At 67.8% G+C, this 23820-nt stretch carries 24 protein-coding genes and 1 pseudogene; 9 read left to right on the top strand and 16 right to left on the bottom strand.

Annotation, left to right across the window (positions count from 1 at the left end):
- Nucleotides 1–35 precede the first annotated feature (35 nt).
- The gene (locus ASG69_RS00170; RefSeq protein ID WP_027504422.1) at nt 36–1694 is read left to right on the top strand and encodes an ABC transporter permease; all 1659 of its coding nucleotides are present in this window, start codon (nt 36–38) and stop codon (nt 1692–1694) included.
- 10 nt (nt 1695–1704) lie between these two features.
- Nucleotides 1705–2469: an SDR family NAD(P)-dependent oxidoreductase gene (locus ASG69_RS00165; protein WP_056446428.1), complete on the top strand. Its 765-nt coding sequence runs from the start codon at nt 1705–1707 to the stop codon at nt 2467–2469.
- Between the two features lie 3 nt (nt 2470–2472).
- Here the strand turns inward: ASG69_RS00165 and ASG69_RS00160 are convergent, their stop codons facing one another.
- The 14 genes from ASG69_RS00160 to ASG69_RS00095 all read right to left on the bottom strand — a co-directional run bounded on the left by ASG69_RS00160 (nt 2473) and on the right by ASG69_RS00095 (nt 15853).
- Complete coding sequence (locus tag ASG69_RS00160) at nt 2473–3489, bottom strand: MBL fold metallo-hydrolase (protein ID WP_414891747.1); 1017 nt, start codon at nt 3487–3489, stop codon at nt 2473–2475.
- Nucleotides 3486–3821, bottom strand: a complete 336-nt coding sequence (locus ASG69_RS00155) for an EthD family reductase (RefSeq protein WP_027504425.1) — start codon at nt 3819–3821, stop codon at nt 3486–3488. The genes ASG69_RS00160 and ASG69_RS00155 overlap by 4 nt, the downstream gene beginning before the upstream one ends.
- 92 nt (nt 3822–3913) lie before the next feature.
- Nucleotides 3914–4537, bottom strand: a complete 624-nt coding sequence (locus ASG69_RS00150) for a TetR/AcrR family transcriptional regulator (RefSeq protein ID WP_027504426.1) — start codon at nt 4535–4537, stop codon at nt 3914–3916.
- A gap of 69 nt (nt 4538–4606) precedes the next feature.
- Nucleotides 4607–6124 (bottom strand): class I adenylate-forming enzyme family protein, encoded by a 1518-nt coding sequence (locus ASG69_RS00145; RefSeq protein ID WP_027504427.1) that lies wholly within the window; start codon nt 6122–6124, stop codon nt 4607–4609.
- Complete coding sequence (locus ASG69_RS00140) at nt 6121–7215, bottom strand: alcohol dehydrogenase catalytic domain-containing protein (protein ID WP_056446425.1); 1095 nt, start codon at nt 7213–7215, stop codon at nt 6121–6123. The genes ASG69_RS00145 and ASG69_RS00140 overlap by 4 nt, the downstream gene beginning before the upstream one ends.
- Nucleotides 7215–7988 (bottom strand): SDR family NAD(P)-dependent oxidoreductase, encoded by a 774-nt coding sequence (locus ASG69_RS00135; RefSeq protein WP_042575808.1) that lies wholly within the window; start codon nt 7986–7988, stop codon nt 7215–7217. The genes ASG69_RS00140 and ASG69_RS00135 overlap by 1 nt, the downstream gene beginning before the upstream one ends.
- A 22-nt stretch (nt 7989–8010) precedes the next feature.
- Nucleotides 8011–8772 carry an SDR family NAD(P)-dependent oxidoreductase gene (locus ASG69_RS00130; RefSeq protein WP_056446422.1) on the bottom strand — a complete coding sequence of 254 codons (762 nt, stop codon included), beginning with the start codon at nt 8770–8772 and terminating at the stop codon, nt 8011–8013.
- Entirely contained in the window at nt 8769–9971 is a 1203-nt protein-coding gene (locus ASG69_RS00125; protein ID WP_042575773.1) for an acyl-CoA dehydrogenase family protein, read from the bottom strand. The genes ASG69_RS00130 and ASG69_RS00125 overlap by 4 nt, the downstream gene beginning before the upstream one ends.
- A 52-nt stretch (nt 9972–10023) precedes the next feature.
- A complete protein-coding gene (locus tag ASG69_RS00120; RefSeq protein WP_037184065.1) occupies nt 10024–10995 on the bottom strand; it encodes a phosphotransferase family protein in 972 nt (323 codons plus the stop codon).
- Nucleotides 10992–12200: an acyl-CoA dehydrogenase family protein gene (locus tag ASG69_RS00115; RefSeq protein WP_056446418.1), complete on the bottom strand. Its 1209-nt coding sequence runs from the start codon at nt 12198–12200 to the stop codon at nt 10992–10994. Before ASG69_RS00115 ends, ASG69_RS00120 begins: the two co-directional genes overlap by 4 nt.
- Before the next feature lie 31 nt (nt 12201–12231).
- A complete protein-coding gene (locus ASG69_RS00110) occupies nt 12232–13383 on the bottom strand; it encodes a thiolase family protein (protein ID WP_027504433.1) in 1152 nt (383 codons plus the stop codon).
- The gene (locus ASG69_RS00105; protein ID WP_027504434.1) at nt 13380–13784 is read right to left on the bottom strand and encodes a Zn-ribbon domain-containing OB-fold protein; all 405 of its coding nucleotides are present in this window, start codon (nt 13782–13784) and stop codon (nt 13380–13382) included. The genes ASG69_RS00110 and ASG69_RS00105 overlap by 4 nt, the downstream gene beginning before the upstream one ends.
- Before the next feature lie 55 nt (nt 13785–13839).
- Nucleotides 13840–14628: an enoyl-CoA hydratase/isomerase family protein gene (locus ASG69_RS00100; RefSeq protein WP_027504435.1), complete on the bottom strand. Its 789-nt coding sequence runs from the start codon at nt 14626–14628 to the stop codon at nt 13840–13842.
- A gap of 70 nt (nt 14629–14698) precedes the next feature.
- Nucleotides 14699–15853, bottom strand: coding sequence for an acyl-CoA dehydrogenase family protein (locus ASG69_RS00095; RefSeq protein ID WP_056446415.1), 1155 nt, complete (start codon nt 15851–15853; stop codon nt 14699–14701).
- An 86-nt stretch (nt 15854–15939) separates the two neighbouring features.
- On the opposite strand from ASG69_RS00095, the gene ASG69_RS00090 reads away from it, so the two are divergent.
- From ASG69_RS00090 to ASG69_RS00065, 6 genes are read left to right on the top strand one after another with little or no spacing between them, the layout of a single operon-like run.
- A complete protein-coding gene (locus ASG69_RS00090) occupies nt 15940–16332 on the top strand; it encodes a nuclear transport factor 2 family protein (RefSeq protein ID WP_056446411.1) in 393 nt (130 codons plus the stop codon).
- Nucleotides 16333–16334: 2 nt separating this feature from the next.
- A complete protein-coding gene (locus ASG69_RS00085; protein WP_082544569.1) occupies nt 16335–16706 on the top strand; it encodes a hypothetical protein in 372 nt (123 codons plus the stop codon).
- Nucleotides 16707–16737: 31 nt separating this feature from the next.
- Nucleotides 16738–17775: an ABC transporter substrate-binding protein gene (locus ASG69_RS00080; RefSeq protein WP_056446405.1), complete on the top strand. Its 1038-nt coding sequence runs from the start codon at nt 16738–16740 to the stop codon at nt 17773–17775.
- A gap of 49 nt (nt 17776–17824) precedes the next feature.
- Nucleotides 17825–19426 (top strand): MFS transporter, encoded by a 1602-nt coding sequence (locus tag ASG69_RS00075; protein ID WP_162246776.1) that lies wholly within the window; start codon nt 17825–17827, stop codon nt 19424–19426.
- A complete protein-coding gene (locus ASG69_RS00070) occupies nt 19423–21354 on the top strand; it encodes an oxidoreductase (protein WP_056446398.1) in 1932 nt (643 codons plus the stop codon). Before ASG69_RS00075 ends, ASG69_RS00070 begins: the two co-directional genes overlap by 4 nt.
- A gap of 58 nt (nt 21355–21412) precedes the next feature.
- Entirely contained in the window at nt 21413–22126 is a 714-nt protein-coding gene (locus ASG69_RS00065; protein ID WP_056447455.1) for an alpha/beta fold hydrolase, read from the top strand.
- 24 nt (nt 22127–22150) lie between these two features.
- Here the strand turns inward: ASG69_RS00065 and ASG69_RS00060 are convergent, their stop codons facing one another.
- Together ASG69_RS00060 and ASG69_RS00055 are read right to left on the bottom strand one after the other, a co-directional pair.
- On the bottom strand, nt 22151–23185 hold the full coding sequence (locus tag ASG69_RS00060) for an MDR family NADP-dependent oxidoreductase (protein WP_056446395.1): 1035 nt from the start codon (nt 23183–23185) through the stop codon (nt 22151–22153).
- On the bottom strand, nt 23182–23526 hold the full coding sequence (locus ASG69_RS00055) for a helix-turn-helix domain-containing protein (RefSeq protein ID WP_082544567.1): 345 nt from the start codon (nt 23524–23526) through the stop codon (nt 23182–23184). Before ASG69_RS00055 ends, ASG69_RS00060 begins: the two co-directional genes overlap by 4 nt.
- A gap of 68 nt (nt 23527–23594) precedes the next feature.
- Here ASG69_RS00055 and ASG69_RS22970 point away from each other — a divergent pair.
- Nucleotides 23595–23820, top strand: a pseudogene (locus ASG69_RS22970) (acyl-CoA dehydrogenase family protein); the annotation flags it as partial.

Genomic DNA, 23820 nt, shown 5'->3' with positions numbered 1-23820 from the left:
ACACGACGCCGCCGCCGGCGGGACGACGGTCACGGCTGACCGGCCCCTGGCGTGCCCGGCTCGGTTACGGCATTCTTCTCGCCGTTCTCGCCTATCTGGTCGTCCTCCCCATGGTGCGTCTGCAGATGCTCGCGTTCGAGGACGGAGCGCGGGGCTACCGCAGCCAGTACGGACGGTTCGACATCGCCCAGACACTGTGGACGACAGTGATTCTGGCGCTGGGATCGCTCGTCATCGCGCTCGTTCTCGGCACCCTGCTCGCCTACGCCGCGAGCCGCCTTCCCGCGCGACTGGGGTTCCTCAAGATGATCCCCATCCTGCCCATCGTGCTTCCCGCGGTCGCCAACATCGTCGGCTGGGCCTTCCTGCTGTCACCGGGACCCGGCTACCTCAATGTCGTACTGCGCGCGCTGCCCTGGTGGAGCGATCTCGAGAGCGGCCCCGTGGACGTCTACACGGTGCCGTGGATCGTCATCCTGACCGGATTCGGTCTGACGTCGTTCGTCTATCTCTTCGTGTCCTCGGGGATGGACAACATCAGTTCGGAGCACCTCGAGGCCGCACGGATCAGCGGATCGTCCTCGATGGGTGTGTTCTTCCGTATCGTTCTCCCCCTGCTCCGTCCGTCGCTCATCTACGGCGGTGGTATCGCGTTCCTCCTCGGGCTCGGCCAGTTCACCGGACCACTCCTGTTGGGTCAGAACAGCGGAGTGAAGGTCCTCACCACCGAGATGTACCGGCGGGTGTCGGAATCACCGTCCGACTTCGCGGCCGCCGCAGCTGCCGGTTCCCCCCTCGTCCTGTTCGGACTGGCGCTGGTTCTGGTGCAGAAGATGTTGCTGGGCAATCAGAGCCGGTTCGTCACTCACGGCGGCAAGGCGTTCTCCGCACCCTCGGGCCGCGGAACGTGGGCGGCCGTCACCATCAGTGTGTACGCCCTGTTCGCGCTGCTGATCCCCATCGTCGGACTCGTCATCGTGTCGCTGACCCCGTACTGGTCGGACACCCTGACCCTGGATCTGTTGACGCTGGACAACTTCCGGGCCCTCATCTCCGACGACGCGATCGTCTCGTCCGTGCTCACCAGCATCCTCACGTCCCTCGCCGCGGTGGCCGTGTGCATCCCCATCGGGTACGTCATGGCCAACCTGCTGGTCCGCGGCCGGCGCTTCCGCGTCCTGGGCATGATCGGCGACTTCATCACCGCCCTGCCACTGGGTATCCCCGCGGTCATCTTCGGTGTGGGGTTCCTGCTCACGTACACCGAACCTCCGTTGATCCTCTACGGCACTCGCACGGTGATCGTGCTCGTCTACATCGTGCTGATGTTGCCGTTCTCGGTGCGACTGCAGATGACGGCGATGCTCGCGCTGGGCAACACCTACACCGAGGCCTCGGCCACCAGCGGCGCCTCGCCCGTGGTGACCAATCTTCGGATTCTGTTGCCACTCATGCGAGGAGCCATCTTCGGCGCCGTCGCCCTGATGTTCATCCTTCTGACTCACGAGTTCGCCGCCTCGCTGCTCGTCCGCGCCTCGACGACCCAGGTCATGGGCACCCTGCTCTACGACATGTGGCAGAACGGCTCGTACCCGCTCGTCGCGGCGATGGCGCTGCTCATGACCGCGGTGACCACCACGGGAGTCGCGATCGCCATGCTCGTCGGCGGTCGCAACGTCCTCAGCAAGCTCTGAAAGGCACACCATGCCCGAAGGCAGTACCCGTCTGACCGACAAGGTGATCCTCGTGACCGGCGCGACCGGCGGGATCGGTGTCGACATCGTGACGAGGCTGGCGTCCGAGGGAGCCAGCGTGATCGTCACCGATGTCGACCAGAGCGCCTGCGACGCAGCGGTGCACGCGCTGGAACGCCCCGACTCGCATCTGGCGTGCGCGCTGGACATCACCGACGAGGAGCAGTGGGCGGCGACCCTCGCCCTCGTGGAGGACCGTCACGGCACGCTCGACGCCGTCGTCAACAACGGTGCGATCGGATCGCTCGCCACCGTCGTCGACGAGACGGTGGAGCAGTATCGCCGCGTCGTCGAGGTGAGTCAGACCGGTACGTGGCTGGGGATGAAGCACGCCGGCGCCCTGATCGAGCGGACCGGCGGCGGATCGGTGGTCAACATCTGCTCCATCCTCGGCAGCGTCGGCGGACTGGGCAACAGCATCGCCTACGCCGCGGCGAAGGGTGCCGTGCGGACCATGACGAAGAACGCGGCGCTGCACTGGGCCAGCCTCGGGGTGCGGGTCAACTCGATCCACCCCGGTTTCATCGCGACCCCGCCACTGCTCGCGCGCTACGAGGGCACACCGCGCCACGAGGCCATGCTGGCCGGCACGCCGATGGGACGACTGGGTTCCGGCGCGGAAGTCGCTGCCGCGGTGGCGTTCCTGGCCGGTGACGATGCACGCTTCGTGACCGGTACCGAGCTGTACGTCGACGGCGGGTGGACCGCCGCCTGAGTCTCAGGCGACGCTGAACACGTCGACGCCGTCCTGGTTCTCCACACGCAGCACGCCCCGGTGGACGTCCAGATCGAGGTGGGCCAGGGTCTCGCAGACCGCGACCATGCGATCGAACGTTCCGAGATCCGCGAACGGGCGATCACGACGGGTCCACGGAAGGCGCTCGGCGACATCGAGGCCGGTCGCCCGGGTCAGGTCGGCGACGACCGCACGGGTCGCCGCCAAGCGGCGCGCGTGGTGATCGAGGAGTTCGCGCACGCGCGCGTGCAGACCGACACCGGTGTCCCCGTGAGCGGGCAGCACGGTGCGATCCCGATCGTCGAGCATCATCTCCAACGACTGCAGGTAGTGCCCCAGGGGCAGGTCCCACTCACCGAGTTCGAATCCGATCGACGGGGTGATGGTCGGCAGAACGTGGTCGCCCGTGTAGCTGATGTCTCGGTCGAGATCGTGGAACACCATGTGGCCCTTGGTGTGGCCGGGCGTGTGAACCGCGGTCAACCGGTGTCCGGGGATGTCGAGGGCGCCCTCGGTGAGCCACGCGTCCGGCGGCTCCCAGTCGTCCGAGTCGAAGTCCCCGTCGCTGGTGTCCAGGCGAACCGCTCGCGCGATGTCGTCGGCGCCGGCCCGTTCCAGCTCACGCAGTGACGATGTCGGCATGTTGGAGGCAAGCTCCCCGATGGCGACGATCCCCGGCGCCTCGGCCGACCCGAGGTGGATGCGGCAGCCGTGTCGACGGCGGAGGTCGACGGCGAAGGTGTAGTGGTCACGGTGGACGTGAGTGACGAACACGTCGTGTACGTCGTCCGGTCGGCAACCGAATTCGGCCAGCGCGGTGGAGAACTCGTCGTACGTACCCGGCCGTCGCCATCCGCCGTCGATCAGCGCCAGGCCCCTGTCGGTCTCCAGGGCATAGACGTTGATGGCACGGAGTCCGTCGGACGGCATCTGCAGTGGCACCCGGTGGATGCCGTCCGCGATCCGAACGGATCCCGGATCGGACCACCGGGCGGTCACGAGGTGGTCGACGTGTCGGCGACCATGGTCCGCTCGTCGCCGTACCAGATCATCCGTCGCCCACGCATGGTTCCGACGTGCTCGACGGCGACCTTCCACTCCGGACTGGCGAGCGCGGTCTCGAGATCGTCGCGCGAGGCGAAGCTCAGAATGGACAGTCCGTCCCACCCGGCGCTGCGCTCGTCTATCGAGTGGACGATGTCGATGTGCTGCCACCGCAGCAGGCCCGGGAGCGGGTAGGTCACCTCCGCGTGCTCACCGCGCCACCACGTCATGAACTGCTCGTGCGTCCAGTCGTTCGGACGGGCGGCGAGAACCATCAGATCGAACATGATTTCCTCCAGGGTGTGATCAACATGAATTCGGTTTGGTATGGGTGGACGTGATCGACACGAATGGCCGAGCCGGGCTCAGCGCCCAGCGGTCAGGGGCGCACCATCTTGAGCACCGCGGTGGTGACGGTCTCGGCGATCTCGTCGAGGGTGGCGGGGCCGTTCGGCCGGTACCACCGCCACACGCTGATGACGAGGGCGAGGACCAGGCGTCCCACCGTCTTCGGATCTCCCTCGGCGAAGACCCCGTCGTCCATGCCACTGGCGATCAATCTCGTCCACCGACGCTCGATCTCCTGGACCAGCTCTCGGGACTGGAGACGCTCGGCCTCCTCCTTCCCCGACTGCCGCTCCGTCGCCAGAAGGTCCATGTGGTTCTGCAGGATCCGGCGCTGCAGAGCGTCCAGCGGCGAGGCCTGGAGAGCTCCCGCGACGGCGGCTCGCAGTGCCGCCTCCGGGTCGCTCCGGTCGGCCGTGGCCGCGTCGAAGCGCTCGACGGAATCCGCCAGTTCCAGACGCATGATGGTGAGCAGACAGTGCGCTTTGGACTCGAAGTAGTGGTAGAGCGCGGTCTGGCCTATTCCGACCTCGTCCGCCACCGACGCCCACTTGGTGTGGTCGTAGCCCACCCTGCCGAACTGCTCGATGGCGACGGTGAGAATACGAGACCGCTTGGAGCGCGGGCTCTCGCGGCGTGCCGTCGTTCCGACGCTCATCGCGGCACCCTCGAAGACTGGCCCGGCCGGCCTCCGGCCTCCCCGCAACGTGTCAGCATCGTGCTCATGTTACTCGTCCCGAGGTGAATTCGGATCGGGAACACCGGCGAGACGCGCTGCCATCCGCACGGCATCGGGTCGAGAGAGCTTCCCGACACGGTTCTGCGGCAGATCGTCCACAGCGAAGACGTACTCCGGCCAGTTGTGTCGTGGCACGCCGCGACGGGACAATCCGTCCGTCACCTCGGCCAGACCGAGAGCGCGTCCGTCGGTCACCACGAGGGCTCCGGCGCGCTCGGACAGCAGCTCGTCCGGGATCGGCACCACGCAGACCTGCACGATGCCGGGGACGCCGGCCACCGCCGCCTCGACCTCGTTGATGTCGATGTTGCGACCACCACGGATGATGATCTGCTTCTGCCTGCCCATCACGGTGATGGTGCCGTCGGTCGCCACCTCGACGAGGTCACCGGTCGGCAGGTATCCGTCGTCGGTCAGTGTCGGTGCCGCGACCTGTCCTCCCCGTGCGTACCCGACGAACATCGAGGGTCCGCGGACCTGCGCGTCACCGATCTCCCCGGTGCCCACGTCCTCCCCCGCACCGTTCACGGCCCGCACTATCGTGCCGGGGAACGGCCGTCCGTCCGTACCGAGGCGAAGTCGAGGATCGTCGTCCGGGGTCGCGGTCGTGTGACCGAGGCACTCCGACATGCCGAACACCCGGAGGAACGTCGTTCCCAGGAACTGCTCGGCCCGTTCGAGAGCCGACGCGTTCATGGGCCCGCCGCCGACCGTCATCGCCCGCATCCCCGCGAGTCGACCGGCCCCGTTCTCGACGAGGGACAGCTGCAGCGCCATCGTCGGCACCAGCATCGTCCAGCGGACGTCGTGGGCGGCCATCGCGTCGAGTGCGGCCGCCGGTGACCACTTGCCGATCGACACCATCGGTCCGCCCACGAACAGCGGCAGATACATCCCGAAACATGCTGCGGCGACGGAGGACAGGGGGACGAAGGCGCCCACCGCGTCGCCCGGCCGCAGACCCACGGCGTCCCTCGTGCACGAACAGGCGTAGCGCAGTGCGTCCTCGGACTGGACGACGCACTTCGGGCGACCGGTGGATCCGGAGGTCATCGCGATGACACTGCCTCCGTTCCAGCGCGACACACCTCGCGGATCACCACGGCGAGCACGCAGATGACGGTCACCGACCGCCGCGTCGCCCGACGGGAAGTCCTGGTCGGACACCCCCCACTGTTCGAGTGTGCGAAGGTCGGCCACCACCATGTCGGGGTCGACGTCCTCGACGGCGAGCACGAACTCCGATGCTGTGGCATGCGGGCTGAGCACGGCGACCACGCCTCCGCGCAGACCGACCGACAGTGCGGTGGCCACCGTCTGCCAGGTGTTGTCCGCCTGGATCAGCACAGTGGGAGGTGTGGGGTCGTGCTGTGCCATGTGCTCGGCTCCGCGTTCGGCGGCAGCCATCACGTCGGCCAGTCGATGGGTGCCGTGCAGGTCGATCACGGCGATCGCGTCGGGGTGTTCCCGGACGCGGTCTCGCAGTTCGAGCGCGAGAGTCTTCACTGACGGTGGTCCTTTCCGGCATCACGTTCTGGGGTGGGCTCGTCGGACGTGGTGGGCAGGAGCACGGTTCGGCCGGCGTCCTCCCCGGCACGCAGACGCGCATAGGCGTCGATCGCCTCGTCGAGAGGTCGCGTGGTCACCTCGGGCAGCAGCGCCCCGGACTCCGCGAGCGCCACCACCTCCACCAGATCCGCCCGACTGCCCCAGAAGGGGGCCGAGACCTGCCACCCGGCGGCGATCCCCCGGTTCTTGGCCACCGACACGGACCCTCCGGCGCCCCCCACCACGACGAGGCGTCCTCCGGGTACGAGCGTGGCCAGCCCCTCGGCCATCGTGTCGTCGCTGCCGACGAAGTCGAACACCACGTCGACGCCCCCGAGATCTCTCGTGGCAGAGGCCGCGTCGGCCAGTGACGAGTACACCACGGTGGCGCCCATGGTCGTCGCGGATCTCCGAGCCGCGTCGCGCGGATCGACGGCCACCACGTGGCCGGCTCCCAGCAGCGACGCCATTCGGACCGCGAGGTGACCGAGACCGCCGACACCGACGATCACGACCACGGCGTTCGAGTCGAGGAGGTCGGCCTGACCGCTAACGGCGTGATGCACGGTGGCGCCCGCATCGGCGAGGGGCGCTGCGAGTTCCGGTGCCAGGGAACCGGTGTCGACCAGCACCCCGCCGTGCGGAACCACCATGTACTCGGCCAGTCCGCCCGGCGCGCCGAGGCCGTTGCCGATCACGGCGAGCCTGCCGTCGACCGGCCGCAGTGCCAGACAGTAGTTCTCCCGACCCCGGCGGCAGTTACGGCAGGTCCTGCAGGACCACACGCCGTGGACGACCACGGACGATCCCACCGTGCTCCCGTCGGCATCGAGGCCGGCAGCGACGACGCGTCCGGCCACCTCGTGTCCCAGCGTGAGCGGCAACGGGTAGTCGAACCGTCCGGCCGGCGCATCGCAGACGGACAGATCGCTACGACACAGACCCGCCGCCGTGACTTCGAGCAGCAACTGCTCGCCCGTCGGTTCGGGAACGGGAATGCTCCGCAGCTCTGGAGCGGAGCCCCACTCGAGCAGTTGCACGGCCAGCATCAGCGCGCCGTCCAGCCGCCGTCGACCACCAGGGTGTGCCCGGTGACGTACGACGAGGCATCGGAGGCGAGGAACAGCACCGCGCCGTCCACCTCGCCCGCAGTACCCCCGCGACCGAGCATCGTGTTGCGCCGCACCCACCCGGCCGACTTCTCGTTCTCGAAGAGCCCGTCGGTCATCTCGGTGTCGAACCACCCGGGGACCACCGCGTTCACGCGGATACCCCGTCTCCCCCACTGCCCGGCGAGTTCGCGGGTCAGCCCGAGCACACCGGCCTTGGACGCCGCGTAACTCGCACCGCCGATGGGGGCGGTGGACACGAGACCCACGACGGACGAGATGTTGACGATCGACACCGGAGCGGACTCCGGCGTCGTCGAGGCGACGCGCACCGCCAGGTGGAAGCCTGCGAGGAGGTTGACCTCCAGGATCGCCGAGAAGCCCTCCGCGGTCTCCTGTTCCGCGTCCGGCGGGCCGGGCATGCCGGCATTGTTGATCAGGATGTCCAGGCGCCCGGTCTCCTCGCGGCACCGATCCACCAACGCTCGACGGTCCTCGTCCGAGGTCACATCGCATCGCACGGGAACGAGGCCAGGGACCGTCTCCGCCACCGCGGCCAGACGATCCGCGCGGCGTGCCGCCGCGTACACCGTGGCTCCTGCGGCGGCGAGCGTACGGGCGAACCCGAGACCGAGACCGGACGACGCTCCGGTCACCACCGCAGTTCGACCGGTCAGATCGAACAGGGCAGCAGGGGTCGGGGTGTCGTTCATGTCCGTCACGTCCACGTCCTCCTCAGTAGACCGCGGTGCGGCCGCCGTCGACGGGAATGATGGCACCCGTCGTGTACGACGAGGCGTCACTCGCGAGATGTACGACGAGACCGGCGATCTCCTCGGGGCGACCCAGACGTCCCGACGGCAGCCGGTCGACGATCTTGCCGACGAACTCGTCGTCCCAGTGCTCGGCCATGTCCGTGGCAAATCCCCCGGGCATCACGCAGTTCACTCGCACGTGCGGCGCATACTCCTGCGCGAACGCCATGGTCAGCGCATTGAGGCCGTTCTTGGCCGCGGCGTACATGGCTTCGGGTGGGCTCGGTCGAACAGCTCCGATGCTCGAGATGTTGATGATCGACCCGCGTCCGGCGGCCGCCATCCGCGCTCCGGCCACTGCCATCAGCCTGAACGGACCCTTGAGATTGACCTCGATAGTTTTGTCCCACAACCCTTCCGTCACTCCGACGAGGTTCTCGGACAGCGGTGCGATGCCGGCGTTGTTGACCACGACATCGAGTGAGCCGAACTCGTCGACGATGGCGTCGACCGCGGGTTCGATCTCGTCCCAGCGACCGACGTGCAGAGCGCGGGCGTGAGCGCTGCCCACCGTCGACGGTCCGAGTGAGGCGACTGCTTCCTCGCACGCCTCGAGTTTGCGGCTGGACACCACGACGGTGGCTCCCGCGTCGCGCAGTCCACGAGCGATGGCGAGGCCGAGTCCGCGGCTCGCGCCGGTCACGAGAGCCACTCTGCCGGTGAGGGAATGCATATCGGTCATCGGTACTTCTTCGTCTCGAGGCGGGCGATCGTGCGGAGATGGACCTCGCTGGGTCCGTCCGCGATCTGGAGGGCGCGGGTGATGGCGTGCAGGCGGGCCAGGACGAAATCGTCGCTGACCCCGGCCGCTCCGAACGTCTGGACAGCACGGTCGACCACCTTGTGCGCCACCTCCATCGCCGCGACCTTGATCGCGGCGACCTCGGAGCGCGCCGAGGCGTTGCCGCGGGTGTCCATCATCCAGGACGACTTCAGGACCAACAGTCGGATCTGGTCGATCTCGATACGACTGCGCGCGATCCACTCGCGGACGACGCCACGATCGGCGAGCGGGGCACCGAAGGCCACTCGGTCGAGGGAGCGTCGGCACATCATTTCCAGAGCGCGCTCGGCCATGCCGACGGCGCGCATGGCGTAGTGCATCCGGCCCGGGCCGAGACGACCCTGCGCGATGGCGAAACCGTCGCCCTCGGCTCCGAGCATGTTCGAGGCCGGCACCCGGACATCGGTGAACTGGACGTCGCCGTGCCCGAGACGGTCGTGGAAACCGAACATCGGGAGATCGCGCAGCACCTCGATGCCGGGACTGTCGGCCGGAACCAGGATCATGCTCTGCTGACGGTAGGTCGGACCGTCCGGATCCGACTTGCCCATGAAGATGATGAGCTTGCAGTCCGGGTCGAGAACGCCGGAGGTGTACCACTTTCGGCCGTTGAGCACGTACTCGTCACCGTCGCGCCGGATCGTCGAGGTGATGTTGGTGGCGTCGGAGCTGGCCACGGCCGGTTCGGTCATGGCGAACGCGGACCGGATCCGACAGTCGAGCAGGGGCTCGAGCCAGTCCTTCTTCTGCTCCTCGGTGCCGAACATGGCGAGGATCTCCATGTTGCCGGTGTCCGGGGCGGAGCAGTTGATGGCCTCGTTGCCGATGATCGAGCGCCCGACCACCTCGGCGAGAGGGGCGTACTCGAGGTTGGTGAGTCCGGCCCCGAGCCCGTCGTGCGTCATGAACAGGTTCCACAGTCCCTGCGAGCGCGCGGTCTCCTGCAGTTCGCGCATCACCGCCGGCTGCTCGTGCTTGTTCGTGTTCGCCGCGATCTGCGCGTCGTACACCTTCTCGGCGGGCAGAACATGATCGGTCATGAATGTCTCGAGGGTCTCGAGCAGCGCGTCGGTACGAGCACTGTAGGAGAAGTCCACGGTTGGCCTCCTGGAGGGCGGATCGAGCGGGTGAATACGAGGACGAGGGAGCTCAGGCGAGCAGGGCGGTGCCGGTGTCGATCAGCCGAGAGATGGTGGCGGGCAGCTTCTCCTGGTCCGGATCGTGATGACGGCCCTCCCGGTGACGACGCAGGTTGTGCCCCATGATGGCGGCCATCTTGAGTCGTCCCAGGGCGTCGAACCACGGCAGATCGGGCAGGTCGCGTCCCGCACCGGCGTAGATCTCCACCAACTCGTCGGCGCTCGGCAGACCGGGGACGGACCGCCCGACACCGGGGAAGTTGTCGCCATCGGCGAAGACGAGGAACCACCCCAGCTCGACACGGGGGTCGCCCACACTCCAGATCTCCCAGTCGATGAGCGCGACCGGCTCGGTACCGTCCGCGATCAGATTGCCCAGGCGATAGTCACCGTGCACCAGCGTCGACGAGACCGCATCCGGGACGCGGGCACCGAGAAGGCTCAGCAGTCTGTCTCCGCCCTCCACCAGTTCCGGTGGAACGGCGCCGAGCGTGCGAGCCCACCGGGCGAGTTCGTCACCCGGTGAGAGCGTGGGACCGGCGTCGGGCACAGCTCGGTGATCGACCGCGTGCAGCTCGGGCAGGACCGCCGCCGCACGCCGCATGCGCGCGGCCGCCAGCTCCGGGTCGACGGCCGGATCGTCCAGAACAGGCTCGAGCGACTCACCGCGGACGAATGTCATGGCGTACCAGGAGGGCTCGGTGTCGTCGACCATCACGATCGTGGGCACCGGCACCGACGTACCCGCGAGTTCCCGCATGATGGTCGCCTGCCGCAGCATGTCGTGGCGCCCGACGGGGCGCTGCCCTGCGGGCACGGCCTTGACCACCAACTCGGCGTCGTCGGTCCGCACGCGGTAGGTCAGACCGGAGTGTCCGCCGAGGAGTGGATCGAAGCTGCGCAGCGATCCGAGGCCGCCGGCCTCCAGCTTCTCGGCGACGCGCTGCTGCAGTGCGGAGTGTGTCGTGTCGTCGGTGGTCACGGCCTCGGCTCTCGGGGAAGGCCGAGAACGCGCTCGGCGATGATGTTGTGTTGGATCTCGTCGGTGCCGCCGGCGATGCGGTATCCGGGCGCGCCCAGGACGTGTTCCGTCCAGGCGAACGTGCCCCATTCACCGGTGTCGGACACCAGATCGGAGCCCAGCATCCGGCGGACCGCCGCTGATGTTCGGGACATCGTGGTGGTCGCCAGCAGTTTGCCGACGGACGCCTCGGGGCCGGGATCGCGTCCGGAGACCACGACGCCGGCGACGCGCATGGCGGTGACGCGCTGAACATGGCTGTGCACAACGAGATCAGCAACCTGATCCAGCTCGATCTCGGTGAGGGGCCGACCCAGGTTGCGCGCCAGTTCCACGGCCCGGTCGGCGTTCGCCAATCCGAGGTTGCCGCCATCGAGCCGTTCGGCCGCCAGCACGGTGAGAGCCACCTGCCATCCCTGTCCCTCCGGCCCGAGACGGTGCGCATCGGTCAGCCGCACGTTCTCGAGGTACACCTCGTTGAACGAGCTGCCGCCCGTCATCTGCCGAATGGGGCGGATGGTGACGCCCTCCGCGTCCATCGGGACCAGGAAGACGGTGAGACCTTTGTGCTTCGGGACCGAGGAATCGGTGCGGCACACCGCCACTCCGATGTCCGAGACGGTGGCTCCCGACGTCCAGACCTTGTGGCCGTTCAGCACCCACCCGTCGTCGTCACGGACTGCGCGCGTACGGACCGCAGCGAGGTCGGAACCGGCCTCGGTCTCCGAGAAGAGTTGGCAGGCCATGAGGTCGGTGCGCAGCATCGCGCGCACGTACGTTGCGCGCTGATCCGGCGTGCCCCATTTCTCGATCGTGGGTGCCACCAGTTGCTGTGTCACGGAGAACATCTCGGTGCGGCGCGGGACATCGAACCGGTCCTCCGCGCGGCGGAAGGCGAGTACGTGGGACAGCGGGAGATCTCGTCCACCGTATTCCGCGGGCCAGTCGAGCGGACCCCAGCAGGCGTCGAACTTCCGTCGTTCGTAGTCGCGGATGACGTCCGTGTGCCGGCGTTCCTCCTCGGGCGTCCAGTTCTCGAAGACGGCCACCGAGTCGGAGCCCTCGCCCCACGTCGTGCTGGTCCGCGGTGCGGCCACGCTGCTGAGCCACGCCGTCGCCTCGGCGGTGAATGCTCGGACGTCGGACGACACGGTGCTGGTACTCATGGACTGACCTCGCTGGTCGGATCGGACTGGTTCAGACGGACAGAACGGTGCAGGCGCTGATGCCCGGTGCCCCGTAGACATGGGTGAAGCCGATGGACGGCCCGCCCGGCACCTGACGATCGCCGGCCTCGCCGCGCAACTGGGTTACCACCTCGTGCACCTGGCGCAGACCGGAGGCGCCGATCGGTTCTCCGTTCGCGATGCACCCACCGTCGGTGTTGACGGGTAGACGCCCGCCGATCTCGGTGGCTCCCTCGGCGATCCACTGCTCCTGCTCGCCGTGCTCGCAGAAGCCGCACTCGGCCATGTGCATGAGCTCGGCGCCACTCTCGGTGTCCTGCAGTTGGGCCACGTCGACATCCGACGGGGAGATCCCGGCCTGCTCGAACGCGGCTGCCGCGGCATCCGCGCTGACGCTGGTCGGCTCGCCGACGCCCTGGACGGACGGACTGAAGACCTCGAACGAGCCGAATCGCCGCGTCCGATGGGTGATGGCGCGCAACCGGATCGGCCGGCCCGTCAGCCGCTCGGCCACCTCGGGTGAGGCCACGATCACGGCCGCACCGCCTTCGCCGGGAGAACAGAACATGTACCGCGTGAGGGGATCGTTCACCATGTCGGCGGAGGCGATCGCCTCGGCCGACATGGGTTCGCGGCGCCACGCATTGGGATTGAGCGCGCCGTTGCGGTAGGACTTCTCGGCGACGCGCGCGAGCGTGTCCGGGGTGATGCCGTGCTGCCGCATGTAGCGGGAGATCTTCGCGCCGAAGAACTGCGTGGTCACCATCAGACCCGCCTCGCCGTACCCCTCGGACAGACCCCACTCCGCCGGCGTGGGGTCGAACGCACCGCGCGGGTGCTTGTCGAAGCCCACTGCGAGACCGATCGACGCCGATCCCGCCCGTACGGCGTTGACCGCCGAGAACAGGGCGCTGCCGCCCGTGGCGCAGCCGTTCCGCACGTTGGTGAACGGCAGTCCGGTGAAACCGAGTTCACTGACGAGCGTGTCGGCGAGGCCCGCGGAGTCGCTGCCCCCGAACGCCACATCGACGTCCGGCCAGGCGATGCCCGCGTCGGCGAGCGCGGCGGTGATGGCCGAGACGGCCATCGCTCGGCCGCTGACACCGGGCTGGCGACCGAACTTCGACAATCCCACTCCGACGATGACCACGGACTCGCTCATACGGTGTCTCCCAGTGTGCTCGGTGCGGACGACGGGCCGGCCGCGACGACCTCGAACCGGGGAACCGGCACGACGGCCGTGAGGTGGACGAGCGCTCCGTGCAGATCGTCGACGTTCTCGGTGTCGAGAATCGCCTCGATGCGGATGCCCTCGCTCAACTCGACCCAGCCGACCGCGAACGGGGTGAACCCGCCCGCGGGTGGCACGTACGGCGGCGACTTGGGCGGGAAGCGCTGCACCGTGTGGGCCCACACGGTGCCCGACGTACTCAGGTCGACGGGTTCTGCCGTGGGCGTGACGCACCGGGAGCAGAGACTCGACGCCGGGTACGCGACCGTGCCGCACACAGTGCATCTACTGCCCTGCAACACCACCCGCTGTGTCCCGAGACCATTCGTCATCGTGATCCTCCCGCTCCCCGCCGACCGTCGTTCCTCGTTCGTGTCTCGCTGAGGATCAGCGACCGACCCACTTCGGCTCACGCTTCTCGAGGAACGCGGTGACGCCTTCTCGCCCGTCCTCGGACTGCAGGGCGTTGCCCACGGCGAGATGCTCCATGACCATGAGGGACTGGATGTCCGCGTCGAGGCCGCGATCGATCGTCATCTTGGTCAGCTTCATCATGAACGGGCTCTTGTCGGTGAGCTGCGCGATGAACTCCTCGACGGTCTTGTCCAGCTCGGCGGCCGGCGCGGACGCGTTGATGAGATCGAAGTCCGCAGCCTCGACACCGGAGAGCAGCTTGCCGGTCAGCATCAGTTCCTTGGTCTTGCGGATGCCGATCATGCGCGGGAGGCGATAGATGGGGCCGGCGCCGCCGAACAGTGCACGGCGGATGTGGAAGTCGCCGATCTTGGCGTCGTCGTCGGCGATGGCGAAATCACAGGAGATCATGAGCTCGAACCCACCGGCGGTGACGTAGCCCTCGAGGACCGCGACGGACGGCGTGTTCATGGAGTACAGGCGATCGCAGACCTTGGCCGAGAGCACGGCCACGTCCATGGCGTTGGTACTGCCGACGTAGTCGGACAGCAGGATGTCGAGGTCGAACCCCGAGCAGAAGGTGTTGTTCACACCGCGCAGGACCAGGACCTTGAGGTTCGGGTCGGCGTCGACCTCGGCGATGATCTCGTCGAGTCGGTACAGCAGCTCCGGAGTCACCGCGTTCTTCTTGTGCGGGCGGTTGAGCCAGACGCGAGCGACGTCGCCGTCCTTCTCGAGCAGGATGTGGTCGGTGTCGATCATGGGATCTCCTTGAGCTGCGTCACGATTTGAACTGGATTCACTTCAGTTTTACGGCATGGGGTCGAGCGCGTCAACCCTCGAATCGAACCGGGTTCAGTCCGATGAGGTCGGCGATGCGGCGGCGGTGGTACACCGCATCGCCGAGCAGCGCCTCGTCACCGGTAGCTCGGCGAAAGTATCTGTGCGCCTGGTGCTCCCACGTGAAGCCGACGCCACCGTGCAGCTGCACCGCCTCGGCGACCGACTCGGACGCGACCTCCGTGCACACGGCGCCGGCGATCGCGACCGCGAGCGCGGCACGGTCCGGGGAGGTGTCGTGGAGCGCAGCAGCGAAGCGGGATGCCGATCGCGCTCGTTCGAGAGAGAGGAGCAGGTCGGCGAGTCGGTGCTTCACGGCCTGGAAGGAGCCGACGGGCCGACCGAACTGCTGCCTGGTGGTGACGTACTCGACGGTCATCTCCAGCATGCGATCGGCGATTCCCGTGTGCTCGCTCGCCAGCCCGATCGTCGCTCGCGCTGTCAGGTCGTCGAGAGCGGAGGCCGTGTCCGCCACCTCGGTGAGCACGGACGCCGCTGCCGAGTCGAGGTGCACGTCGGCGCGCGGCCGCGTCGGGTCGATGACCGTCCGCGGGACGGCGCGCACCGCGTCGGAGAGGGGTACGGCGAACACTCGGGCGCCGTCCGCCGTGTGCGCCCCGACCACGACGACATCGGCCGACGCACCGTGAACGATGTCGGTCGCGACACCGCTCAGACGCCATCCGTCTGCTGCGTGGTCGGCCGTGATCACCTGCGTGGCCGCTCGTCGCGTCTGCGACACGGGCAGGTGCACCGCGACGCGGAGTTCACCGGCGAGGGCACCGGACAGCAACTCGTCCACAGTTCCGGCCGGAGCTAGGAGCAGCGCGTGCACGCCGACACCGGCCGCGAACAGCACCGGTTCCGACACGAGCGCTCGGCCGCACTCCTCCAGGACCACGGCCATGTCCGTCATCCCGTACCCGAGGCCGCCACGATCCTCGGGAACGGACAGCATGGTCACGGCCATGTCGTCCACGAGTGTCCGCCACAGTGCCGTCGGGTCCCCCTCGTCTCGCCCACGGTGCCGCGCCAGTACTGCGCGCATCGCGGACCGGAGATCGGTCTGCTCCGGCCCGGGAATCAGGCCCGCGGGCTCCGCCTCCGGCCAGGGTGAGTAGGTGACGTCGTCGATCGCTGCAGACATAACACTCCTGAGTCGAGTTCAGTTCTGTTTCGAGAGTATCGGCGAAATCGGAGACGTGCGGACTTTTCTTGAACTAAGTTCGGTTCATGCTTCGAATCGAGTCCTATTACGCCACCCTCGACAGCGGTGAGCTCGAGCGGGCCACCGACATGCTGGCGGAGAACGTCACCTTCGTGATGATCGTTCCGACGGGAGCCAGAGCCGGCACCGGTCGCGCCGCGATGCTCGACTACCTCACCGGACGTCCCCCTGTCGGCCGGCAGCATCGACTGCTGCGACGCGCACAGGACGGCGACGTCCAGTTCGCCCAGGGAGCCGTCACCGAGCACGGCGATGTCGTCACGGGCTATTTCGTCGCGGCGATGCACCTCGACGAGAACGGACTGATCGACCGCTACCAGGTCTCGTTCGATCCTGACCACGCACTGGTGCCGTGGACCGGTTCCGACGCGACCTCCACCGACCCGACAGGAGCATGACGATGACGACCGATGCGACAGGAGTCCTGCGAACCTGGTTCTCGTACATGGACTCCCAGGATCCGGACCGGGTGCTGACCATGATCACGGACGACTTCCGGATGTCCGTGCAGTTCTCCCGTGGCGAGGGAGCGTCCGCCGAATTCGTCGGCGACAGAGCAGGACTCGTTCTCTACCTCGCCCAGCGGGAGAAGAGCACCCTTGTCCATCACATCGACGTCGGATCCCGGGTGGGCGACGTGGAACTCGTACTGGGGCGGACCACGCGAGACGGCGACTTCGAGGCGTCCTTCAACGCGAGCGCATCGGTCGACGCGGCCGGCTCGATACGCCGGTTGCTCATCTGCCGCACACCGGAACTCGCGTTCGACTGACGCCGTCGACCAGAACTGACAGGAGACCCGCATGAGAAGGTGTTTTCGTACGCTCGCGGCACTGACATCGGCAGCTGCAGTCGGGTTGTCGACGGCCTGCAGCGGTGGGGCGTCAGCGTCCGGACCGGTGTCGGGCACCTGGGACGAGGTGATCGCCGCAGCGAAGGACGAGGGATCCGTCTACCTGTACTCGTCGCAACATCCCGAGAACCTCGCCTCGGTGAAAACCGGATTCGAAGCGACGTATCCGGGCATCACGGTGGAGTTCACGCGAGGTTCCGACGTCGAGCTGAACCCCCGCGTGGACGCGGAGCACAAGTCCGGACGCGGGATCGGTGACGTCCACATGACCACCGACCCCGCGTGGATCCGCGCGGCCGCCGACTCGGGCGAGTACTCGGTGAACATCATCGGACCCTCGTTCGACAACCCCGACTACGGTCGAGACACCAGCGTCCTGAACGACAAGCTTTTCCTCACCAGCGCCGCCGTTCTGGGGCTCGGCTGGAACACCACCGCGTTGCCGGACGGTCTCGACAGTCCGCAGGATCTGTTGTCACCGGACCTGCGCGGCCGAATCGGCGTCGTGAATCCGGCGGGCTTCGCCGCCGTGACCGATCAGTTCCGGTTCTTCGACCGGAACTGGTCACCCGACTACACCGACGAACTCGCGCAGAACGAGCCACGTGTCTATCCCGGCGTTCTGGCCGTCGCGCAGGGCCTCGGGTCCGGAGAAATCATCGCCACGCCGATGGTCCAACCCCTCGTGCGCGAACAGGAGGCCGGCGCACCCGTCGGGTGGTTCAGGCCGGACCCGGCGTGGGGCGCCCCGTACTACTCGCATATTCTCGCGTCCGCACCGCACCCGAATGCAGCGCAACTTCTCGCCGACTTCCTCGTCTCCCCCGAGGGCCAGCAGGCGTTGTCGAAGGGGTACGCGAGTGTGCTGCCGAACATCCCGGAGTCGGTCGGACGCGCACAGGACATCGCACTGACCGACCCCGCGGACCTCGACCCCGCAGCGGTCACCGAGTACCAGGCGGAGTGGGAACAGCGTTTCATCCGGTGACGTCGGGCTTCATCCGGTGATGCCGGCGGGCGGCGAAGGGGCACAGGCCATGACACGACCACCGACCGTCACACTCCTGACGCCGTTGCGTGTGCGCCGATTACGCATGATGTTGGGTTTCGAACTCGGCGCCGCCATCGGCATCTGGATCCTGGTTCTGGCGGTCCAGTGGACCCTGACCCGAGCAGGAGAATCCGCGTTCGCAGTGTCGGGCGTCCAGTTCGCCGCCAGCCTGCCCTTCTTTCTGCTCTCCCTCCCCCTCGGCGCGATAGCGGAGCACGCCGGCCATCGAACTCTGCTGACCGGCACGGCGATCGGTCTGTTGGTCACGTCGGCAGTGCTCACGGTGCTCCAGGTCCTCGACCTCGCGACGATGCCGGTTCTGATGGCGGCCGTGTTCCTGTCGGGGTGCGGTCTGGCGTCGGTGGCGATCGTCTGGCAATCGCTGCTGCCGACGCTGGCGACCCGCGAGATGATGACCGTCGTGCCCGCGATCGACGGCGCCATCTTCAACGGTGCACGCGCCATCGGTCCGGTACTCGGCGGGGCACTCCTGGCCGCATGGGGCGCCACCTCCACCTTCGCTCTCGTCACGGTCGTGTTCGCGATCTGCGTCGTCCTGGCGGCCGGTCAGATCCCGCCTCGGTCCGGGCGAGTTCCCAGGACCGAGTCGGTTCTCGAATCGGTGGCGACGAGTCTGCGGTTCATCCGTCATTCGCGATGGACGCGGAGACTGTTGTTCCGTGTCGTGATGTTCGGCCTGCCGGCGAGCTGCCTGTGGGCTCTGCTGCCGCTCGTGGCGTACGAGATGCTCCACGTGACGACGTTCGAGTTCGGAGTGTTGTCCGGGGCGATCGGTGTCGGCGCGGTGGCGGGCACCATCGCCTCGATGCCGCTGCGTCGACGCCTGAGCTGGAACGTGTTCGCAGCCCTGGGTTCTGCCGCGTACGCACTGGTTCTGCTCGGTCTCGCCTTCGTGCCGTGGATGCCGGTCGTGGTCGCTCTGTTGGTGATCGTCGGCGCGGCCTGGGTCGGCGTGCAGAGCACGTGGATGATCGCGACGCACGCGGTCGTGCCACCGTGGATCAAGGCCCGAGTCATCGCCGTCGTGATGCTGACGTTCCAGGGCAGCCAAGCGGTCGGTGCCCTTCTGTGGGGGCTCCTCGCCGACACGATGGGGCTCGTCTCCGCTGTCGCACTCTCCGCCGTCGCGATGTCGGTGTCGTCGATCGGACTGCTGCGCCGAGGCATTCTGCCCAGCGACTCCATCGCGCCCGACCCGTCCGGTGCCGCCGGACCGCCGGAACTCGAACCGGGTCATCGTGGCGCGACAATCGTCGTCGAGACGACGTACGTGGTCCGTCCGCAGCGGGCGGACCACTTCGTCCACGCCATGACTCGTCTGAGGTCGTCGCGCCTGCGCCTCGGCGCATCGCGATGGGCGCTGACCAGGGTGAGCGACTCCGCCTCGACGTACGTCGAGTTCTGCACCTTCCGGAACTGGGCCGAGTACTCCGCCCAGGAGACCGTGCGTCTCACCGTTCCGGAACGGCTCGTCCGAACCGACCTCGCGCTCGACCTGGCGGAGGAACCGCGTGTTCGAGTCCTCGTCCGCCCCAGAACACCCGCCGACAGAACCGAGTCCGAATGAACGACCACTTTCCCCACCTCTTCTCGCCGATCCGGATCGGCGGACTCACGTTGAAGAACAGACTGGTCGCGCTCCCGGCGGGCACGTCGATGGCGGTCGACGGTGTGCCCACCCACGGGGACACCGAGCACGTCGAGCGTCTGGCCGCGGGTGGAGTGGGCTTGATCATCGGGGGTGCCACGGTCGTGCACCCGACGACGACGCTGCGCTCGCGCAAGCTGATCGAGGCCTACCGGGTCGACGTCATTCCGAGCACAGCGGCCAAAGTGTCTGCCGCGCATCGCCACGACGCACGATTCATCGGCCAACTCTGTCATCTCGGACGTGAGTTCATCGGCGGCGAATCGGATGCGCCACCCTCCGCGCCCTCGGCGATCAAGACCGCGCGCGACGCCTACCCACCCCACGAACTGTCGGTCGCGGAGATCGAGGACATCGTCGAGGGATGGCGCACGTCGACGCGAAACCTGGTGCGAGCAGGTGTCGACGGTGTGGAGCTCCATGCTGCGCACGGGTACCTCCCCGCTCAGTTCATGTCCCCGCTCACGAACCGACGGACGGACGATTTCGGCGGCACGTTCGACGGCCGAATGCGCTTCACCCGGATGGTGATCGAGGCAATGCGGTCGGAGATGCCCGCGGGGCTCGCACTCGGAGTGAGGTTGAGCGGGGAGGAGGAGATCCCCGGCGGAATGTCGATCGACGACTGCGTTCGCATCGCCGAGAACGTGGCCGCGGTCGGCGTCGACTACTTCAGTATCACCCACGGCACCCGCGGGAAGTACGTCAAGGATTCCACCGGCGCGGACGCGGTCGCGATCCCGTCGGCCGCGAGGGTCCGAGCGGCGACCGGGACGCCGACCCTCGTCGGACAGCGAATACGCGATGCGGGCGTTGCGGACCACGCCATCAAGACCGGACAGGTGGACATGGTCGGCATGGCACGGGCGCTGATAGCGGACCCTGAACTGCCGAACAAGTCCCGAACCGGTCGCCTCGACGAGATACGCGGTTGCCTCGGCGTCAACCAGGACTGCAGGGCCTTCGACCCGCATCTGCACTGCGCGGTCAATGCCGAGATCGGGCGCGGTCGACACGTCGACGTCGGTCGACGAGCCCGCGCGACGAAGGACGTCGTCGTGATCGGCGGCGGCCCCGCCGGCCTGGAGGCCGCTCGCGTGGCCGCAGGGAGGGGTCACCGCGTCACCGTGTTCGAGAAGAGCAGTGTCCTCGGAGGATCGGTACGCGTGGCTGCCTCGGCGCCCCATCGCTCGACGCTCATCGACATCGTCGACTATCTGGAACGTGAGATGCGTCGGCTGAAGGTCGAGGTTCACCTGTCGGCCGGAATCGGCGAGGACGACCTGGACGAGATTCGCTCCGCGTCGGACCACATCGTGGTGGCGACAGGATCGCGTCCCGCAGACGTGACCCCGTCCCTCCGGACGCGGACCGCCTACAGCGTCGACGACGTTCTGCTCGGCCGCGTATCGAGCGATGCGGGCAGGGTGGTGGTGTTCGACGACGGTGACGGCTTCTGGCCGGCGTACAGCGCAGCCGAATCGCTCGCGCAGCGGGGCTGGGAAGTCACCGTGGCCACGACGCTCACGGCTCTCGCGTCCCGAATCCCCACCGAGAGTGCAGGACCGCTGCTCGATCGACTGGGTGACGCAGGGGTCGACGTCAAGGTCGCGCACGCCCTTCACGTTCCCGACGACCCGGCAGATCCGGTGACCTTGCGCCCGGTCTTCGGGGCCGGCGACCTGCCCTACGAGGACGCCGCCATCGTGTGGCACCAGCCGCGAGTGGCACTGTCGTCGTTCGGACTCGACTCGAGCTCCACCGTCAGCGTCATCGGAGATTGCGTCACACCACGGCGCATCGGTCACGCGATCGCAGAGGGATATCGAACAGGCGCAGAACTCTAGAATCCCGATGCCGCTGAACCGCACCAGCGGCACATCACGAAAGAAGTGGAGACACATCATGTCGTTCGTACTCGTGCACGGTGCCGGAATGGGCGCGTCGTGTTGGGACCGCTTCGTACCGCGGTTGACCGGTCGCGTGGTCGCGGTCGACCTTCCCGGCCGCGGTGAACGCGCAGACATCGACCTGCGCACCGTCACACTGGAGGACTGCGCCGACGCGATCGTCGCGGACGTGGAGCGGGAGGATGTCACCGACATCGTGCTGGTGGCCCACTCGTTCGCCGGAGTGTCGGTTCCTCGCGTTCTCGACAGGCTGCAGGACCGTGTCCGGCACGTCGTCTTCCTGGCCGCGGTAGTCCCGACGGACGGAACGGCGGTGATCGACGGGATCGATCCTGCGGTTCGCGACATCGTGAAGGCGTCCATCGTGGGCGGCAGATACGTCCAGGGCCCCGAGGGGGCACAGGCCATGTTGTGCAACGACATGGACGACGAACAGACCGCGTGGACTCTCGAGCAGCTCGTCGACGACTCCGGCGCGCTGCTCACCGAGACCGTCGATCTCTCCGGCCTCCAGGTCGACGTCCCCCGCACCTACATCCGAACGGCGAGGGACATGTGCTATCCACCAGCACTGCAGGAAGCCTCGTCCGCACTGGTCCGCGCCGGAGCCGGGTCGGGGCACGTCGTGCACATGGACTCCGGACACATGCCGATGATCAGCGCCCCCGACCGCCTCGCAACGCTGCTCGAATCCCTCTCCGCCGACTGAGTTCCGACGGTGACGCCCGCGAGGTCATCCCAGTCGGACGAGCGTCTTACCGATGTTCTCTCCTGCCAGCATCGAGACCAGTGCGGCCGGGGCCGAATCGAGCCCGTCGAAGACCCATTCGTCGTACCCGAGACGGCCCGCGTCGATGAGGGAGGTGATCTCCGCGCGCATGTCGGATTCGAGGTGCAGGAACGATCCGGCCCGGTACCCCCGCATCGACAGATTCTTCGACACGAACTGGAACAGGTTGCCGGGAAGACTCGGCGCGTCGGCCGCGTCGTACTGGGACATCTGGCCGCACATCGCGATACGTCCGTTCGGTCGGAGTGCGTCGATCGCTGCAGTCAGGTGATCACCGCCGACACAGTCGAAGTACGCGTCGATGCCGTCGGGAGCCGCGGCGGCCAACGCCGCGGGCAGAGATTCGTGATGATCGAAGGCGTCCGCCAGGCCGGACGCTCGCAGATGGGCCACCTTGGCCGCTGACCCTGCCGAGCCGACGACGGTGGCCCCTCGTGCCACCGCGAGTCCCGCCGCGAGCCCACCGACCGCACCGGCAGCGGACGACACCCACACCGTGTCCGCGGGCCCCACGTCGAGGATGCCGATCATCCCCGCGTACGCGGTGAGACCGGAACTGCCCAGGGGCCCGAGAAACCACTGTTCGGGCAGACCGCCCGGACGGACGACGGTGGGCGACCCGTAGCCGCCGATCGTCGCGGTGTCGGCCGAGATGAGGGCGTGCTCACGGAAACCCAGTGTGTGAGTGACGATGTCACCGACAGCGAAAGCGGAGCTTTCCGATCGTTCGACGACGCCGAGAGCGAGACCTTCCAGTGCCTGCCCTGGCGCGAAGGGCGGCAGATAGCCTCCCGGCGTCTGCCTCGACAGCCGGATGCGGATCGACGGATCGATCGAGAGCCACGTGTTGCGGACGAGCACGTCGCCGGAACGGAGCTCGGGCACCGGCGCCTCCACCACCTCGAGGTCACCACTCGTCAGTGCGCCGTTCGGCCACGAACGCAACACGACATGACGGGTCGAGATCACCCCGGTCATGCCGCACCTACCGCGCTCGGCGTCATCCCGGTCCACCGGCGGAAGGCGCGCCGGAACGCCCGTGGTTCCGAGTAGCCCAATCGGGCCGACACGATGTCCAGGGCCTCGCCGCGCCGAAGCGCCTCCACCGCGCGGGCGGCGTCGTGTCGAGCACGCAGAGCACCCAGAGTGGTCGACTCACCGGCGAGCAGGCGCCGTAGGTGCGGCTCGCTGATGTGGAGAGCACGGGCCACCGCGGTGGTGCTCGGCAGGGGTCCGCGGCCACAGGATGCGAACTCGTCGAGCACCCTGAGTGATACCGGCCGCGCGTCGTGGACGGCCGTTCGGTCACCACACAGCATCGAAACACCTCTTCCTCTAACTGAAGTCAGTTCATGTTAACCTGGCCGTCGACCCGAAGGGAACCACCATGGCGATCGATCTGACCTACGACCCTGTCGTCCGCGAGTGGATCGAGCGCACCCGCACGTTCACCCGCGAGCACGTCCTGCCCATCGAGGACAAGTTCCTCGGTGACGTGACCGCTGCGGGCGGCGACGACCTACGCCGGGAACTGCAGTCCGCGGCCAAGGACGCAGCAGTCTTCGCTCCCCACGCGCCCCGCGAATACGGCGGGGGCGGTTTGTCCATGAGCG

Source organism: Rhodococcus sp. Leaf225, assembly GCF_001426145.1.
GTDB lineage: Bacteria > Actinomycetota > Actinomycetes > Mycobacteriales > Mycobacteriaceae > Rhodococcoides.
The sequence above is the reverse complement of the archived record's forward strand: the minus strand, read 5'-3'. Positions and strand labels throughout refer to the sequence as shown.